Annotated in this window: 16 protein-coding genes and 1 riboswitch; of the genes, 7 read left to right on the top strand and 9 right to left on the bottom strand. The window is 36.9% G+C overall.

Annotated features, from left to right (window positions below):
- Window positions 1-499: 499 nt before the first annotated feature.
- Both AC3WSO_RS19185 and AC3WSO_RS19190 read right to left on the bottom strand, forming a co-directional pair.
- Window positions 500-2,011 (bottom strand): alanine/glycine:cation symporter family protein, encoded by a 1,512-nt coding sequence (locus tag AC3WSO_RS19185; protein ID WP_492533047.1) that lies wholly within the window; start codon window positions 2,009-2,011, stop codon window positions 500-502.
- Between the two features lie 126 nt (window positions 2,012-2,137).
- Window positions 2,138-2,944, bottom strand: coding sequence for an alpha/beta hydrolase (locus AC3WSO_RS19190; protein WP_492533048.1), 807 nt, complete (start codon window positions 2,942-2,944; stop codon window positions 2,138-2,140).
- Window positions 2,945-3,080: 136 nt separating this feature from the next.
- Here AC3WSO_RS19190 and AC3WSO_RS19195 point away from each other — a divergent pair, with 136 nt between their 5' ends.
- Window positions 3,081-3,602, top strand: a complete 522-nt coding sequence (locus AC3WSO_RS19195) for a gamma carbonic anhydrase (protein ID WP_079561674.1) — start codon at window positions 3,081-3,083, stop codon at window positions 3,600-3,602.
- A gap of 264 nt (window positions 3,603-3,866) precedes the next feature.
- On the opposite strand, the gene metK is transcribed toward AC3WSO_RS19195, so the two are convergent.
- Window positions 3,867-5,063 (bottom strand): methionine adenosyltransferase, encoded by a 1,197-nt coding sequence (gene metK / locus AC3WSO_RS19200; protein WP_492533050.1) that lies wholly within the window; start codon window positions 5,061-5,063, stop codon window positions 3,867-3,869.
- A gap of 346 nt (window positions 5,064-5,409) precedes the next feature.
- A riboswitch (SAM riboswitch) is annotated at window positions 5,410-5,527 on the bottom strand.
- A 754-nt stretch (window positions 5,528-6,281) separates the two neighbouring features.
- Between metK and pckA the strand changes: the two genes are divergently transcribed.
- Together pckA and AC3WSO_RS19210 are read left to right on the top strand one after the other, a co-directional pair.
- Entirely contained in the window at window positions 6,282-7,868 is a 1,587-nt protein-coding gene (gene pckA / locus AC3WSO_RS19205; RefSeq protein WP_079561676.1) for a phosphoenolpyruvate carboxykinase (ATP), read from the top strand.
- A gap of 320 nt (window positions 7,869-8,188) precedes the next feature.
- The gene (locus AC3WSO_RS19210; protein WP_492533052.1) at window positions 8,189-9,145 is read left to right on the top strand and encodes an alpha/beta hydrolase; all 957 of its coding nucleotides are present in this window, start codon (window positions 8,189-8,191) and stop codon (window positions 9,143-9,145) included.
- A gap of 358 nt (window positions 9,146-9,503) precedes the next feature.
- On the opposite strand, the gene AC3WSO_RS19215 is transcribed toward AC3WSO_RS19210, so the two are convergent.
- The 3 genes from AC3WSO_RS19215 to AC3WSO_RS19225 all read right to left on the bottom strand — a co-directional run bounded on the left by AC3WSO_RS19215 (window position 9,504) and on the right by AC3WSO_RS19225 (window position 11,960).
- Window positions 9,504-10,280 (bottom strand): alpha/beta hydrolase family protein, encoded by a 777-nt coding sequence (locus AC3WSO_RS19215; protein WP_492534421.1) that lies wholly within the window; start codon window positions 10,278-10,280, stop codon window positions 9,504-9,506.
- Window positions 10,264-10,728: an NUDIX domain-containing protein gene (locus tag AC3WSO_RS19220; protein ID WP_492533054.1), complete on the bottom strand. Its 465-nt coding sequence runs from the start codon at window positions 10,726-10,728 to the stop codon at window positions 10,264-10,266. The genes AC3WSO_RS19215 and AC3WSO_RS19220 overlap by 17 nt, the downstream gene beginning before the upstream one ends.
- Window positions 10,729-11,642: 914 nt before the next feature.
- A complete protein-coding gene (locus AC3WSO_RS19225; RefSeq protein WP_197140191.1) occupies window positions 11,643-11,960 on the bottom strand; it encodes a transposase in 318 nt (105 codons plus the stop codon).
- Between the two features lie 139 nt (window positions 11,961-12,099).
- Here AC3WSO_RS19225 and ytzI point away from each other — a divergent pair, with 139 nt between their 5' ends.
- The 4 genes from ytzI to AC3WSO_RS19245 all read left to right on the top strand — a co-directional run bounded on the left by ytzI (window position 12,100) and on the right by AC3WSO_RS19245 (window position 13,793).
- A complete protein-coding gene (gene ytzI / locus AC3WSO_RS19230) occupies window positions 12,100-12,246 on the top strand; it encodes a YtzI protein (protein WP_492533056.1) in 147 nt (48 codons plus the stop codon).
- A gap of 70 nt (window positions 12,247-12,316) precedes the next feature.
- Window positions 12,317-12,478, top strand: coding sequence for a hypothetical protein (locus AC3WSO_RS19235; protein ID WP_197140193.1), 162 nt, complete (start codon window positions 12,317-12,319; stop codon window positions 12,476-12,478).
- A complete protein-coding gene (gene yidD, locus AC3WSO_RS19240; RefSeq protein WP_053485074.1) occupies window positions 12,475-12,708 on the top strand; it encodes a membrane protein insertion efficiency factor YidD in 234 nt (77 codons plus the stop codon). Before AC3WSO_RS19235 ends, yidD begins: the two co-directional genes overlap by 4 nt.
- Before the next feature lie 107 nt (window positions 12,709-12,815).
- The gene (locus AC3WSO_RS19245; RefSeq protein ID WP_492533058.1) at window positions 12,816-13,793 is read left to right on the top strand and encodes a metal ABC transporter solute-binding protein, Zn/Mn family; all 978 of its coding nucleotides are present in this window, start codon (window positions 12,816-12,818) and stop codon (window positions 13,791-13,793) included.
- Here AC3WSO_RS19245 and AC3WSO_RS19250 read toward each other — a convergent pair.
- The 3 genes from AC3WSO_RS19250 to menB form a co-directional block, all read right to left on the bottom strand.
- Window positions 13,757-14,962 carry a transglutaminase domain-containing protein gene (locus AC3WSO_RS19250; protein ID WP_492533060.1) on the bottom strand — a complete coding sequence of 402 codons (1,206 nt, stop codon included), beginning with the start codon at window positions 14,960-14,962 and terminating at the stop codon, window positions 13,757-13,759. The two genes, AC3WSO_RS19245 and AC3WSO_RS19250, sit on opposite strands and share 37 nt — an antisense overlap.
- Window positions 14,963-15,614: 652 nt before the next feature.
- Window positions 15,615-17,039 carry an o-succinylbenzoate--CoA ligase gene (locus AC3WSO_RS19255; RefSeq protein WP_492533061.1) on the bottom strand — a complete coding sequence of 475 codons (1,425 nt, stop codon included), beginning with the start codon at window positions 17,037-17,039 and terminating at the stop codon, window positions 15,615-15,617.
- Between the two features lie 161 nt (window positions 17,040-17,200).
- Window positions 17,201-18,019, bottom strand: coding sequence for a 1,4-dihydroxy-2-naphthoyl-CoA synthase (gene menB, locus AC3WSO_RS19260; RefSeq protein ID WP_053485078.1), 819 nt, complete (start codon window positions 18,017-18,019; stop codon window positions 17,201-17,203).
- Between the last annotated feature and the right edge of the window lie 50 nt (window positions 18,020-18,069).

An 18,069-nucleotide genomic window follows, 5' to 3' on the forward strand; every position in this document is an offset into this window, starting at 1 on the left:
CAAAATATACCTTCTTTTTCTATTGCCGTCAATAGAAATTTTATTTTTTTATAGCCCTTCACTGAATATGTAAACAACTACACAGGATACAAGAGCAGATTTTAGTATGGCTCATCACAAAAAATTGTGGATGACATTTATTAAAACATATGCTCTGTATATAAGTTGATCTTCGTTACGGCTGGGCGACTCCTTGGGGATCAGCGATATAGAGGAACGAAGGCTAAAACCATCACCTCCTGTGATAACTCCTTCGTGACCAACATCCTGCTGTTGCTGTCGCTTTGTTAGCACTACGCTTTCGCGCAAAAAACATCTGTTGCCTCAAGCGGCTCATCGGACGCCCCCAGGAAGCTCTGTGCGAAAGCGAAGCAACAGCTACAAAGCGCCCAGCCGGAACGGAAATCAACCACACGTTATGATGCTGAGCCTTTTTTAATAGAAACAAAAAAGCTATCTAATAGAATCTTTCATTCTATTAGATAGCTTTCTCTATTATCTATTTATTTTTACGTTTTTTTTCATTATAATCAATCCAGAAATCTGCACCTTTAATTCCTAGTTTACGAGGATCAAAAACAGGATCTTTTCCTTCTTTTTTCTGTCTCTCATAATCCTTTAATGCGACTATAGCAGGCTTCATAATAATTAAAATCGCTATAACGTTAATCCAAACCATTAGCCCTAATCCAACATCCCCCATAGCCCAAGCAAGGTCGGATGTACGTATAGTACCGTAAAACGCAGCAATTAAAATTGCAAATTTAGCTAGCCAAATGACGACCTTCTCTGTAGTTCCTGAGAATAAATAAGCCACATTTGTTTCAGCAATGTAATAGTATGCCATAATCGTCGTGAAAGCAAAGAAGAATAATGCGATTGCTACGAATGGTCCACCAAAGCCTGGTAATGAAGAGTCAACTGCATATTGTGTATATGCTGCACCTTCTTTAATACTTTTCGCAAATGTTACTTGCTCATCTCCAGTTAATCCACCTTTATTGAAATCACCAACATAAACATATGAATCAGTGCCTTCTGCATCTTTTTCATCCTGTACATTGTACATGCCAGTAAATAAAATCATAAACGCAGTAGCTGAACAGATTAATAATGTATCAATATATACAGAAGCTGCTTGCACGATACCTTGTTTAGCAGGGTGTGATACTTCTGCTGCAGCAGCCGGATGCGCACCTGTCCCTTGCCCTGCCTCATTTGAATAAATACCACGTTTAACCCCCCATGCAATAGCGGAGCCAACAATACCACCAAAGATTTCTTGCGCACCAAATGCACTTGAAAAAATTAATGAAAATACAGCTGGTACTTCTTTAATATTCATTGCGATAATGACAATGGCCATAAGAATATATGCTAATGCCATAAACGGTACAATGACCTGTGCAGCATTGGCAATCCATTTTATCCCACCGATAATAATAGTACCTAATAATACAACAATAATAAGTCCTGTAATCCAAGTGTCAACAGAGAAAGCGTTTTCAACAGCTGTCGCAATTGCATTTGATTGAACACCCGGCATCAACACTAACATGGCAGCTAATGCAGCAACAGCGAAAATGACAGCAAACCATTTTTGCCCCATTCCCTTTTCTATGTAAAAAGCTGGTCCACCACGATATTCTGTATCTTTCTCTTCTTTATAAATTTGAGCTAATGTCGACTCCACATAAGCAGTTGCCGCACCGATAAAGGCGATTGCCCACATCCAAAAAACAGCACCAGGTCCCCCCATCCCGATTGCTGTAGCTGTACCGGCAATATTACCTGTACCTACTCGACCAGATAATGCAATAGACATTGCTTGGAAAGATGAAATCCCCTTTTCTGATTTTTCGCCTTTAAACATTAAAACAAACATATCTTTAATGTGTCTTACTTGTAGGAACCTTGTAATGATTGAAAAGAAGAGCCCAATTAACAAAATGCCATAAATAAACCACGGTCCCCATAAAATCTCATTCATTTTCCCAACGATTGCTTCCATTTTGCCCCTCCAATTTGAAAAATATCACTTTAAGTCATTATAGTATTACATTTTTCAGAAAATTACAACATTATATTCAAGTAACAAAAGGTTAGTAATTTTCTAGTTAATCGGAGAGGTCATTCACTACTTAATTATATAGCCAATGTTTCGAAGAGCATTATTAATAAAATCACGTATATAAACAAAAATCTCGTCACGCTCTACTTCATGAAATAGATTATGATAACTGTTTACCCATTCTTTAAATTGAAACTCTGTAAAGTCCTGCTGATGAAGCCAATTACGAGTTTGTTTAGTTTCAGTAATATTATCTTTTTCAGCTGTCATCACTAACATAGGACGATTAGGGAATTCCGCCTTAGGCAATAACACTAAATTGCGCATCATTTGCTGTAGTTCTCGATACCATTTCACTGAAACAACTGACGAAAAAGGAACTTCATCCTTCATCTCTTCTCTACCTTCTACACTGCGCGTTAATGATTCTATAGTAATTTCATGAGTCAGCTTCACATTTGCAGTCAGGGCACTTAAACTAGTTAAAGCATTTGATAGTTTACCTGGCAATAGCTTTAAATGAAGCCAAGGTGAGGTTAAAATAATACCTGCGCATTCATATTTTCGCTTTTGCATGGTATGTAGTAATAGTGTCGCACCAAGCCCATGCCCTATTAAAAAGACGGGTAGATTATACGAAAAAGCATTCTCGATTAAATGCCTTGTATATTTGTTGTATTCTTTAAAATCTTCATCGTGAACACTTGAAAACCCTTTATTCACTCCATGATTAGGTAAATCCCCCATGACTATGTGGAAGCCTTCCAATCTTAGTTTTTCTATAAGCCATGCATACCAGCGGTGATTTTCATATGCACCATGAAGAATTGCAACCACAGCCTTTGCTTGTCCATCAGCTTCCCATTTCCACATTTCACATAGTCCTCCTAAAAAAATAATTACACAATGATTATAACGGAATATCTAGCTCATTTTAATTTAATATTTCCATCAAGTTGCGTATTTGATACGATAATATTACATCATAGAAAGAAAAGAGGCGATTCTCATGATCTATCCATTTAAAGGGAAAACACCCAATATTGACCCATCTGTATTTATTGCCGATTATGCAACCGTAACTGGTGACGTTACTATAGGTGCTGAAACAACTATTTGGTTTAACACAGTTATTCGAGGGGATGTATCACCGACAATTATCGGAAAAAGAGTTAGTATTCAAGACCTCTGTTGCTTACATCAAAGCCCTAAATATCCACTAATTATCGAAGATGAGGTAACAGTCGGACATCAAGTAACTTTACATAGCTGTACGATTCGTAAAAAAGCCTTAATAGGTATGGGCTCTATAATATTAGACGGAGCGGAGATTGGAGAGGGTGCATTTATTGGGGCGGGTAGCCTTGTTCCTCCAGGCAAAGTCATTCCTCCAAATAGCTTAGCATTAGGGCGGCCCGCAAAAGTTGTAAGAGAATTAAATGATGAAGATAAAGAAGATATGGAACGCATCATACATGAATATGTAGAAAAAGGCCAATACTATAAATCTCTTCAACCAAAAAATAAATAGTTATCTCAACTAAATCAAAGCAGCTCCACGTTTGCTTGGACAACCGAGCTAAACACGATTATATATGGAGCTTATTTTTTGATCAATTACGCCTCGGCATAATTGCGTCCGGAATCAGAAAGGAGTCTTTAACTTCTTTCGGGTGTTTAGACACTCGCTGAAAAAAGTTAAAAACAGCGAAAGGGGCAATAGCATGTAGAGCCCCTTTCTGTAATAGTATCTTAAAATATTTGTTCAGCTACTTTATTACTTTAGCTGAATAGTTTATAAACCTGCTTTTTCTTGTAATGCGTCTGCTTTGTCTGTTTGTTCCCAAGGTACATTTAAGTCCGTACGACCGAAGTGACCATACGCTGCAGTTTGCTTATAAATTGGGCGACGAAGGTTAAGCATTTTAATAATCCCTGCTGGGCGTAGGTCAAATAGCTCGCGTACCCATTTTACAATTTCACTTTCCGTAACTTTTCCTGTCCCGAATGTATCAACAGCAATAGATACAGGTTGAGCAACACCAATTGCATAAGCTAGTTGTACTTCAGCTCGATCTGCTAAACCAGCTGCTACGATATTTTTTGCCACATATCGGGCTGCATATGCCGCTGAACGGTCTACCTTAGTTGCATCCTTACCAGAGAAAGCACCACCACCATGACGGGCATAGCCACCGTATGTATCAACGATGATTTTACGTCCAGTTAGACCAGCATCTCCTTTTGGACCACCAATTACGAATCGGCCAGTTGGGTTGATGAAATATTTAGTCTCAGTATCTAATAATTCACTCGGAACAACTGGAGCAATAACAAATTCTTTTAAGTCTGCTTGAATTTGCTCAAGAGTAGCTTCTTCGTCATGCTGTGTAGAAATGACAATCGTATCAACACGCACTGGTACATTGTTTTCATCATATTCAATTGTTACTTGTGTTTTTCCGTCTGGACGTAAATAACCTAGTTCACCAGATTTACGTACTTCCGTTAAACGACGAGCCAATTTATGCGCTAAACTAATTGGTAAAGGCATAAGCTCTGGTGTTTCGTTACATGCATATCCGAACATTAAACCTTGGTCACCTGCGCCAATTGCTTCAATGTCAGCGTCTGTCATAGAGCCTTCACGTGCCTCTAATGCTTGGTCAACACCTTGAGCAATATCAGGTGATTGTTCACCAATAGCAACAAGTACTGCTAGATTTTCAGCATCAAAGCCATATTTCCCACGTGTATAACCGATTTCTGCTACAGTATCACGAACGATACCTTTAATGTCTACATAAGTAGAAGTAGTAATTTCTCCTGCTACTAATACTAAACCAGTTGTTACTGTTGTTTCACACGCTACACGTGCGTTTGGATCTTCTGCTAAAATAGCATCTAAAATGGCATCCGAGATTTGATCACAAATTTTGTCTGGATGTCCTTCTGTTACACTCTCTGATGTAAACAGTCGACGTTTTGTCATTTGGTTTTCCTCCTATTACTTTTACAAATAATATTTGCGAATTAATACGGTACTCATTACCCATGTCAAGCCCGCTCCTATAGATTGAACTCTAAAGCAGTTGTTGCTGTCGCTACGTTGGCACTACGCTTTCGCACATAAAAACAACTGTTGCTGTCGCTACGTTGGCACTACGCTTTCGCACATAAAACCACTACTGCTTTTAACACGAGGTTTTCGAAAGATCCGTCATTATAATAAGGAAAGGACTAAATACTTACCTTTACATTCGTTTTTAACAATAAAAAAATCCTTTTCTCACGCTTACTTAACATGAGGAAAGGAATAATGACTTCGTAACCTTTCACTCTTATCGTTCAAGGGGTTTCCCTTGCATCAGGTTGGCACCAGCGCATGTCGTGAAATGGTTCATGCAGGTTGCCGGGTTTCATAGGGCCTGACCCTCCACCAGCTCGGGATAAGAGTATCCGTTCAATATCTCATAATACGTAAAAGGTCGAACGTTGTCAAATATTTATACTTTCTTTCAGCGAGTGCCCAAACACCCGCTAAAATAGAGAAACCCAGTGTAAGAACGCCACGTCCTATAGCATTATCGAAATGACCGATATCATGTCGGCTTTGCTGTCGCTGCGCTTTCGCACAAAGAACAACTCCAAAGCACAAAACCGATTCCGGACGCATTGTTTATCTGCGTGAAAGCGTAGCGCCAGTGGTAATTATACCATTATTATGAAAGCAATTTGTATTATCCTGTAATTTCAAACAAAATAATCCCTACTCTCCACCTCACATCATGTGTTAACATATGTGTAACCCTTTACAGCACATTTTGTAGTGAAAGCAAAGCGTCAGCTACGGAACATGTGGTGGATGAAAATGATTGTAGCCCCTTTTCAATCGAAGACAAGCTCCAACTAATAAAAAACAAGCTAAAAACTTCACATCCTGTGCGAACTCATGTAAACCAAAAGCTTCTAGAACACAATTTTGCTGTGTCGAAAGTGATTGACTAATCATTTATAATAAATAGGGTAAAAAGCATTATCTAAACGAATCAATTTACTTTTTGTCGTTTTCTTGAAAAGTAATAAAATCTGAAAAATAATTTCTGAATTAGTATAGATTATTTAAGCAATTGTGTTATACTATTTTTGAAATTAAGAAAAACTCCCTCAGACTCAAGGGAATACTATAAAAAAGGATGGTATTTAATCGATGAATTCAGTAGAAATTGCAAACGAACTGAAGGAATTATTAAGCGGCGGTAACATTAATGTTCAACTTTCAGTACCACAATTAGCTGAAAAAGCTACTTCTCGTGGTGAAGCTATGTTAACAGTAGATGGCGCAGTTCGTGCAGAAACTGGCAAATACACTGGTCGTTCACCTAAAGATAAATATACGGTAGAAGAAGAGAGCACAAAAGATAAAATTGACTGGGGAAAAGTTAACCGACCAATTTCTTCTGAAGTGTTCGATAACTTATATGTAAAAGTAGTAAAATATTTAAAAGAACGTGACGAATTATTCGTATTCAAAGGCTTTGCTGGTGCTGATAAAGATTCTCAATTAAGCATCCAAGTCATCAATGAATATGCTTGGCACAATCTGTTCGCTCATCAATTATTTATCCGTCCAACTAAAGAGGAATTAGCTTCTCATGTTGCTGACTTCACAGTTATCTCAGCTCCTAATTTTAAAGCAGACCCTGCCGTTGATGGCACTGCTTCTGAAACATTCATCATTGTATCACTTGAAAAGAAAATCATCCTAATCGGTGGTACTGAATACGCTGGTGAAATCAAAAAGTCTATTTTCGGTATTATGAACTACTTATTACCACAACAAGGCATCCTTTCAATGCACTGCTCAGCAAACGTTGGTGAAGCTGGTGATGTTGCATTATTCTTCGGTTTATCTGGTACTGGTAAAACTACTTTATCAGCAGACCCTGACCGTAAGCTTATCGGTGACGATGAACACGGATGGTCTGATAACGGTGTATTCAACATTGAGGGTGGTTGCTACGCAAAAACAATTAACCTTTCTGCTGAAAAAGAACCAGAAATCTACAACGCAATCCGCTTCGGTTCTGTTTTAGAAAACGTAGCTGTTGATCCAGAAACTCGTGTTTGTGACTATGATGACGGTTCATTAACAGAAAATACACGTGTAGCTTATCCAATTCAATACATTGAAAATATTGTTGATCCATCTGTTGCTGGTCACCCAAAAACAATCATCTTCTTAACAGCTGATGCATTTGGTGTATTACCTCCAATCAGTAAATTAACAAAAGAGCAAGCAATGTACCACTTCCTAAGCGGTTTCACATCTAAACTTGCTGGTACAGAACGTGGTGTAACAGAGCCAGAACCAGTATTCTCTACTTGCTTCGGTTCTCCATTCCTTCCACTTCCAGCAACAGTTTATGCTGAAATGTTAGGTCAAAAAATTGACGAGCACGGTGCACAAGTATTCTTAGTGAACACTGGTTGGACTGGTGGCGAATATGGTACTGGTAGCCGTATGAAGCTTTCTTACACTCGTACAATGGTGCGTGCTGCAATTGATGGTAAATTAACTGATGTTGAAACAATTCAAGATTCAGTATTCGGTTTAAACATCCCAACTACTATTGAGGGTGTACCAACTGAAGTGCTTAATCCTCGTGATGCATGGGCAGACAAAGCTGCTTATGATAAAAAAGCTGCTGAACTTGCTGGTTTATTCAACGACAACTTCAAGAAATTTTCAAATGTTTCTGAAGCTATCACAAACCTTGGTGGTCCATTAAAATAATTTACTAAGCAAAGGGAACGATTTCAGTCGTTCCCTTTTTTGTTGTTGAAAGATTATTGTGCGATTTTAAATAAGGTATGGCTCTTCCGCAAAACAAGGGGTTGATTTCACAGGAAAGCGAGTAACCTGGAACAGAAATCTCTTCATTTAACATGTCCAACAATCCTAAGATATCTTTTTACCATTTTTGTTTTTTAACACTATAAAAGGGAACATTTTAAGTCACTCTCTTTCCTATTCTTCCCCTATTTTAGAAAAGTTCACTTTTCATATTGTTAACTTTGTGTATAATTCATAATAGTAGTTTTAGGGGGAAATATATGAAAAGAAAGTATAAAGTAATTATTATTATTGTCAGTCTTCTATTTGTATTGTTTGTTGGCGCTGGATTTTTTGCAGGGAATTATTTTTATAATCTCGCCTTAAATCCTAAAACAGATAAATCAGCTGTGCTTGATGCACCGCACAATTCAATCGCTGTTAATCCTAAGGAAGCTAAAGAAAAAGAAGAGAGTGAAAAGTGGTTTAAAGAGAATCACCAGGATTCTTATGTAAAGTCTTTTGATAATTTGAAATTACATGCCTATACGCTTAAAAATACAAACGAAACAAATAAATGGGCAATTGTTTTCCATGGATATTCATCTGATGGCTCACAAATGTCAAAGTATGCTAAGCATTTTTATGATACAGGCTATAATGTTCTTATACCGGATGCAAGAGCTCATGGAAAAAGCGAGGGTGACTATATTGGGATGGGCTGGCACGATCGACTTGATGTAGTCTCTTGGATTAATAATGTTACCAATTCAGATAAAAACGCTGAAATTATTTTGTATGGTATTTCCATGGGAGGTGCTACAGTGATGATGGCCTCAGGAGAGGATTTACCTAACAATGTTAAGGCTATAATTGAGGATTGCGGCTATTCCTCAGTTTGGGATGAATTCTCCTACCAATTGCAAGAAATCTTTCATTTACCGGCCTTTCCTATTATGCACTTCTCTTCAATTGTTACGAAAGTAAGAGCTGACTATACCCTTGGTGAAGCTAATACTGTCGAGCAAGTTGCCAAATCGAAAACGCCGATGCTATTTATTCATGGAAGTAATGATACATTTGTGCCATCTTATATGCTAAAGGAAGTATATGAGGCTGCCAATGTACCGAAGGAAAAAATGATAGTTGAGGGTGCTGGACATGGCAGTGCAGAAAGCGTTGCCGGTGATTCGTACTGGAAAACTATTAATAACTTTTTAGCAAAATACGTACAGTAAGTATCCTTTTATCAACCGTTCAGGGCCTGTTAAAAAGCACCTGAACGGTTTTTTGAGTCGACACTAGCAGTTCTTCGATCTACCTAAGCAATTTTCACTAAAAAACTCCATATTACAAAAGCAAAAGGTAATCTTACCTCACCTTCGTTTAATGTTTTTTGCGGTGTATTCAAAGTATAATATTCCTTGTATTGCTGAAGGTATTAAAAACTAATAATAAATAAAAGTTGAAGCGATTATCATCAATACTAATCCTACAATAATAATCTTGAGTCTTTTACTTTTTATGTAATTCAAAAAATAGCCACCTCTCTAGACAAACTTGAAATATTAAACTGAAGGAAGACACTTGAATATCTTATTGTCGTTTCATCCATTCACAAAGTGCATGTACTGTCTCTCGATTTTTGGCAGGTGGATATTGATGCGCGTAGCGATGATCATACCATGTCTCATATGTTTTATTGGCATCCTTTAAATAAAATTCTAACTGTCTAGCATGTTCAATATCTACATTTTCATCACGATAGCCATGAATAATAAGGACAGGAGCTGTCATATGCTCTACTTCAAAAAGTGGTGTTCGGGCATCATAAGCCTCAGGTACACGATTAGGTGTCCCTCCAATAACACGCTTCATCATCCGGCGCATATCTGTTCGCTCCCAATATGTAGCTGTTGCATCAGATACTCCTGCCCATGTCACAACAGATGTAATATCTCTACGTAAGATTGCAGTCCAAAGTGCCATAATACCGCCACGTGAAAAACCAAAAACATGAATATTATCATTACAGAACTTCTTTAGTACGTCTACTGCATATACAGCGTCATATCGATCAGCTCCAGCAAACTCATCTCGACCTTCTCCACCTCGATTGCCACGGTAATATGGAGCAAAAACGATAAAGCCTTGAGCTGCAAACTGAGCGACACGCGAAGCTCTAACCATACCAATGCTTTGCATACCACCACGTAAATATAAAAAGCCATCATATGTACCTTCTGCCTTAGGTTCCGCTAATAATCCCTTCACACGTAGACCCTGTGACATATACGTGATTTCCGTTAAACGAATAACTGGATTTGGCGAAGGATAAGGACGTTTTTCTACGATCTTACCATTGGTCATAATGTTTCAACTCCTCCAGCATTTTCTTCATTCCTTCATCCTTCATATGAAAACTTAAATTTGGATGATTAGTAAATTCTTCATCTGTTAGCCAAGTCATCCCTGAAGTTTCTAAATCAAAATCGATGTCCTCCTGCCCCACAAACTGTGCAGTATAGACCGTTTTACAAAAAAAATTGTCATCATGAACGGCATATTCAGCAAACCATCTAAGGTTTTTCACATGAACACCAGTCTCCTCGAATACTTCCCTAACAGCCGCCTGCTCCAATGTTTCCCCAGGTTCTTGCTTTCCACCTGGAACCTCTACACCACGGCGTTTATGAATCGTACATAACCACTTATTTTCATGCTTTAATATAACAAGTACATGCTTAGGCTCAACGTCTAATTCGCCTTTTATAAAACTTAAATCCACTCGTAAACCATTTAAATCTGTAAATGAGAACATGCTCATCAACTCCTTTTTTCATGTTAAAGTCTTATTTCACACACTGAGCTCAATCAATTACTAATAGAGATTGGCATTCTTCGGTGTTATGGTGATGGTCTTTTATTTTCACTATAGTGTAATCATGTAGCTACAATCAACAAATAAACTTTTAGACTTCACTATTTACAAAGTGTAAATATCATACCATTAAGATTGATTTTCACGAATAAGAGCAAAGGTTAGTTTGGAAAATATTACTTATAAAAAACAAGGATATATATTGTTAAGCTTTGAGATGTAAAGAATTCTATAGAAACTTTAAATGTGGCTATAAAATTCAGAAATTGGCTAATTAAATAAGTAAGATAGGATTTTTGTTTAAAATAATTTGTTTGGATGATAAAGATTTCAAAAAAGTGATAATAGCAGGTGTGTTTGTGTTTTTGGTCAGTTAACTGTTATGAGTTCTCTAGATTTAATTGCACTTTTGAGTGGGAATTTAAAAGAATCCGAAGGGGTATGCCAGATATATGTGTCAGAGCATACTGCTAAAGGTTCTGAAGGATTAGAGATAGTAATAGGCGGTTTAAGCCTTTCTGGAGGCGTAAATGATTTCCCTAGAAGATACTTACCAATGTCATGTAAAATATCTGCCCTATTCTAAAATTGTTATTGAATTTGCAAAGGAATAATACGAATACGCTTATTAATTAGAATCCTCATTAAAATTAAACAGAGCAAAATATTAATACTAAAAACAAGGTTGATTATATGACAATTTGTAGTTCAAACTCTGTTTTATTTTTACCTTAGAGTTATTAGCAACAATCTTTGAGAAAACAGCCTTTTATAATTGAAATTACAATAAAAGTATTTTTCACTAATTAATTCTTCAATAAAAAAGATCACTGAAGATTTCAGTGACCTTAACTTTAAGCACGTTTGTTGAAGTAAGGAAGTTGTTCCACAAATGCCTTCGTATCCGCATCCCCATATTCATGAACTAGTGCATAGATTTTTTTTAATCGTAAATCAATTTCATCATTTTCTCTATCAAGATGATACTGGATATATGGTAATTGCGCACGCCACGCATTCGCAATCTCTAACATCTGCATTTGCTGAAATATTTTTTCAAATACATCTAATGCTTGTCGGTCTACATTAAGCTCAAAATTCCACGGTCCTGCATATGGATTTGTATAATACGTTCTATTGGCAAGTGAAAAATATACACGTTGACGATCCATTTTTACAAAACACTCCTTTTACCATAGTATGGCGGTAAAAGTACTGTTTTATTCGCTGGAATGTCAAACTTCCTTCACAACTAAGTAAGTTTATCTATTTTATAATAGGAAGTGATGAATCAGGAACGGAGTGAATGCCATGAGTTTAATTACACTCTTAATTGTAGCCGCAATCATCGTTATATTAATAACGGTCGCGACTATTATTAGTGTCAATCGTGCGTATGCTTTTAAACATACAGTTGACGAAAAACCTCAGCAAAGCTTTCATCGAGATGATGACTAGTTCAATTTGTACATTTTTTTTAGCAATTCTTTTATAATATTATTATCAAGTAGAATTTGGAGTGAACGCAATGGGAGTACCATTACCAATAATCATTATGATCGCAATGATGATGCTTATGTTTGGCGTATCTGTCATTGTTCTGTTGAAGAAAAAAAGCAATTTCTTTACACAAACTATCGATGCTAAACCTAAGCAATCCAACGCTCAACAAGAGGACAAAAAAATATGAAATATCCCTTTATATGGCTCATTAAGTTTTACAGAAAATTTATATCACCCATGACACCGCCATCCTGTCGCTTCCATCCTACATGCTCCTCCTATGGACTTGAAGCTTTTCAAAAACACGGTGCCATTAAAGGATTCTATTTAACGATTAAACGTATATCAAAATGCCAACCATTCCATCCAGGTGGCTTTGATCCAGTACCTGAAAAATGGCCTTCGAAAAAGAATTAATCTTCGAGGGTCATTTTTTCTTGTGCTTTTTTAAGATGTACGTTATTATAGAAACTGTTCAAAAAATAAATCGTAATGATTACTATTAAAAAGAGGTATACTATAAGATGAAAAAATTATTTTTGTTATTTTCAGTTGCAGTACTTACCCTGTTCACTGCTGCCTGCGGGGATAAATCATCCACGTCCAAACAGTCAGAGTCAAAAGATAAATTAACAATTTACACAACTGTCTATCCATTAAGTTATTTTGCACAACGAATTGGTGGCGATTTTGTAGAGGTTTCTTCTATTTACCCTACCGGTGCCAATGAACACACATTTGAGCCAACACAAAAAGATATGATGAAATTAGCAGATGCTGATATATTTTTCTATATTGGCTTAGGACTAGAGGGCTTTGTTGAAAATGCCAAAAAAACTCTAGCTAATGAAGATGTAACAATGGTGGCAACAGCAGATCAGGTTTCAGATGAAAAATTAGCTATAAGCTCAGGTCACTCACATGATGATGAAGAGGAAGCACACCACGGTCATGAAGAGCATGATCACGGTAATGTAGATCCACATGTTTGGCTATCACCAACGATCAGTCAAGACTTAGCGCTTTCCATTAAAAACACTTTAGTTGAAAAAATGCCAGAACAAAAAGCTACATTTACAGCTAACTACGAGACATTGGTAAAAGAACTACAAGATTTAGATAACGAATTTAAAGCAACGGCGGATAAAGCGCAAGAGAAAACGTTCTTCGTATCACATGCAGCATTTGGCTATATCGCAGGACAATACGGCTTAAAGCAAGTACCAATAGCCGGTTTAAACTCGCAAAATGAGCCTTCTCAAAAAGAACTTACAACGATTGTTGATAAAGCAAATGATTTGCATATTCACTATATTTTATTCGAGCAAAATGTCTCTTCTAAATTAGCCGAGGTTATCCAAAAAGAAGTTGGCGCAAAATCTCTTGTCTTGCATAATTTAAGCGTTTTAACAACAGATGATGTGAAGAAAAATGAAACTTACTTCACCCTTATGAAGAAAAATATTCAAACGTTAAATACTGCTTTAAGCGAACACAAATAAATGAGTAAGGAGGTGCCCCGAAAATCGTATGGGGACACCTCCTTTATTATGACGTACTTTTCTTGTGGCATTCGTTTTTCCGTTCTATCAGCACTTATTAGTCCTTTTTTCTTATACACAGTATTTTGTATTATCTTCCGATTAGCCTTTAATTGGGCTATGTTGCTTTCTAAAATGATTGGTTCCCACTCATTTAGATGTACCTGAACACTCTTATCGCTTTTATTACCTTTCAAAAGCAGTGTAGGCTGTTCTATTAATGGCTTTACTAGTTGTTTATTTTTACTTAAAACGGACAACCCTTTATCAAAGGGATACTGACTATTCATAATTGGTTTTGTAAGAACTTCAATCTTACTTGTTTTTTGTAAATCGCTATAGGCTTCGCTTGTAGCAGCTGGGAAACTCGAATAGTCCCAAGAGTGATCTTTTGCTAATTGGCGATCAGAAACTAAAAAATAATTATAACGTACCTCTCCCTTATGATCAGGCAAAGGATCATCCCAAGTTACGTCAATATGATACCATGCATTATCAAGCTTTACTAAGACCCAGGCATGTAATTGTTCCCCTACTTTTCCTGGTACATATTGTACCTCAAAGCCTTGCATCTCTAGCATTCGATAAAGTACTAGAGCATATGCCTGACAAACTCCCTTTTTTTCTGTTAGCAATGTGTAGGGAGAATATGGACTTCCTTCAGTTTCCTTTGAATATTCAGCAGATAGGACGATAAAATCATGTGCAGCTTGTATTTTTTGCAATTCACTTAATCCATGCATAGGTGCAATAATATTCGCCAAAGTCTGTTCTACAAACACTTCCTCTTGCTGTGAAATATGATAGGTAAACTCAAATCTAATGACAATATTATTGGTATAGCCTTCATATTTCCATTTAAAACTAGAAATATTGGCGTAAAAATATGGATCTTGAATAGCATGTTTAATAAGCTCTGATAGTTCATCTTTTAATTCTGTCGTATTACCAGTATAACGAATGTCAAATTCAGTAGTTAATTGCATGACTTGTTTTTGAATTTGATATTGTAGGGATTCTATTGAATTGGCTGTTGTAGTGTTCTTTTGTTCATAGTTTGCGAATACTTGCACATGACTCATTTGTAGAACAAATAATATAATGACAACATTATATATATATTTTCTCATATGAGTCATTCTCCTTTACTAAATAGTTTATGCCTGTCATTTCTTATTATGTTAATGAATGATTAATTTAATCCTAAAAGTTTACTAAAGATGACTCTTAAAACGAATAAAAAAAAGCCTTCTTAAAAATGAAGGCTTCCCTTTAAAGTGTTGAAAAAAACTATTATTTAGTTGAAATAGATGAAACCATGCTTTTGGGCAACATGAGGGATTGATTTCCGTTCCGGCTAGGCGCTCGGGATTTATATCTTCAGCAATTGTTCCTGTTTTAATAAAATCCAAATAACTTGATTTAGAGAAAATTCTAAAAAGATTACCATCGGAAATTTCGTAATCATCCGTTACAGTAAAAGATTCGTCAATAATGGAGTAAACAACATACGTTTCAAAATCCAATTGTAAAATTGGTAGATTGTTATCAACATCAATTGAGGGTGCTTCTATTTCAACCTCATCTGTTCACGAATCCCTTGGTATTGTTCGCATTACATCTATCGTTAAGTACCCTCAATGAATTTTCTTCTGGTTCAAACAATTTGTTTTAATATATATCTTTTAAATTCATCAAATCTTGAAAATTCAATACTTTGCCCCCATTTTGAAAAAAATAAATTAAATCTTACATGGCAAACCTATAACGAAGGCTTCTTTATTAATCCATTAATTTTCTACGAAGTAGCTTATTGGCGCCGTTTCGTGGGAGCTTGTCCGTAACAATAATCTCTTTTGGTAGTTTATATTTCGCAAGTTTCTTTTGACAAAATGCTTGTAATTGCTCTACCTGAACATGTTCTTTTAATACAACAAAGGCGATTGGTACTTGTCCCCACTTATCATCATCAATGCCGCACACTCCCGCTTCCTTTACAGCAGGATGTGTAAGTAACACATTTTCGATTTCAGCGGGATAAATATTTTCGCCACCTGAAATAATTAAATCAGCCCGACGATCGATAACAAATAAATAACCATCTTCATCTATATAACCAATATCCCCAGTATGGAGCCAGCCATCAATCGTTGCATCTTTTTGAGCAAAACGACCAATATACCCTGGTGTAACATGAGGACCACGTATGCAAATTTCTCCTTCACCATTGTCATTCTGCTCAGCAATGCGAATTTGATTAAAAAATAATGGTTTTCCCGCTGAACCAATTTTTTTCATCGCATCTTCATTTGCTAATGTTGCAGTTTGTGACGAAGTTTCAGTCATACCATACGTTTGAGCTACAGCTAAATGTAATGCATGCGCTCTTTTTAAATAATCCACTGGCACCGGTCCACCACCTGCGAGCATCATTTTAAATTTCGGTGAGGCTTGTGCGTTTTTCTGTTCAAGCGTATGTAGAATCCTTTCCAATGTGACAGCGACTACCGACATATGTGTAACCTCGCCATCCATTATATTTTGTGAAATTGCTTCTGCATCAAATTGATCATATAAATGCACTCTATTTCCGTACAACAGTGAACGCACTAAAATAGAAAAGCCGCTAATATGAAAAAGTGGTACAGCACATAACCAAGTATCATCTACATGCAAACCTATATTTAACACTGAGGCCGTTGCACTTGCCTGGTGATTTCCTACTGTTTGACAAACGCCCTTTGGAAAACCAGTCGTCCCAGATGTGTACATAATCGATGTTGTTTGGTTTAAAGACCATTCTTTCGTAATATCAATAGCCGTTTCTGTACTTTTTTCGATAGTAGAAAATAAATAATTAGTCGTATGTGTTGGTAATTTTTCTATATCCTCATCAGCAACTAAAACTGCCATAGCTTCTGAATCCTCTAGCTGGTAGGCAATTTCATCCTGTGTTAGCCTACGATTAAGCATGACCATTTCACATTGTAAATGCATACATGCGTACATCATAATAACAAGCGAAGGCTTACTCGGCCCCATTATTGCAATACGGTCGCCTTGCTTAATATCCAGTGTTGTAAGTTGACGAGCACGTTTTAAAGATAAATCATTTAACTCTTGGAATGTCCAATTTTTCCCATTATATGTTAAACCGTTTCGTAAAGGTGTTAAATACGCTCGCTGCAAAACCCAATTCAGATACATCTCGTTATTCCTCCAATCTTCCTTATATCGCCAATTCATCTTAATATCCTTCAGTTGGACATGGAGTTTCATTACTCTGCCAAGTCTATCCGTCTTACCCATTTAGATATACAAAAAGCTCGTATCTCAGTAAGATACGAGCCGTTCATCGCGTCAGATCATCAAGGGAATCTTGGGAATTGACCGAAATCTGGTTGACGTTTTTCTTTAAATGCGTCACGACCTTCTTTAGCTTCATCTGTTGTGTAATAAAGAAGCGTAGCGTCGCCAGCCATTTGTTGAAGACCTGCTAAACCGTCTGTATCTGCGTTCATTGCTGCTTTTAAGAAGCGTAGAGCAGTTGGAGACATTTCTAGCATTTCTTCACACCATTGTACAGTTTCATCTTCTAATTGTTCATAAGGAACAACTGTGTTAACTAATCCCATATCAAGTGCTTGCTGTGCATCATATTGACGGCAAAGGTACCAAATTTCACGCGCCTTTTTATGACCAATAATACGTGCAAGATAGCCTGAGCCATATCCAGCATCGAATGAACCAACTTTAGGTCCAGTTTGTCCAAAACGAGCGTTGTCAGCAGCAATTGTTAAGTCACAGACAACGTGTAATACGTGTCCTCCACCAATTGCATAACCTGCTACCATCGCTACTACAGGTTTTGGAATAACACGGATTAAACGTTGTAAATCAAGGACGTTTAGACGTGGGATTTCATCTTCACCAACATAGCCGCCATGACCGCGTACTTTTTGGTCTCCACCTGAACAGAAGGCATGTTCACCTTCACCAGTTAAAATGATAACTCCAACATTTTTGTCATCACGTGCACGTGAAAAAGCATCGATCATTTCCATTACCGTTTTTGGTCGGAACGCGTTGCGTACTTCTGGACGGTTAATCGTAATTTTTGCGATACCGTTATAGAACTCATACTTAATGTCTTCATAAGTATGTAAACTTGTCCATTGACGTGTCATTGAATTGCCTCCTAATAATTAAATTCGTCTCGTTCAAATCGAGGCGAAAA

This window comes from Lysinibacillus sp. EB106-09-02-XG168, assembly GCF_058791475.1.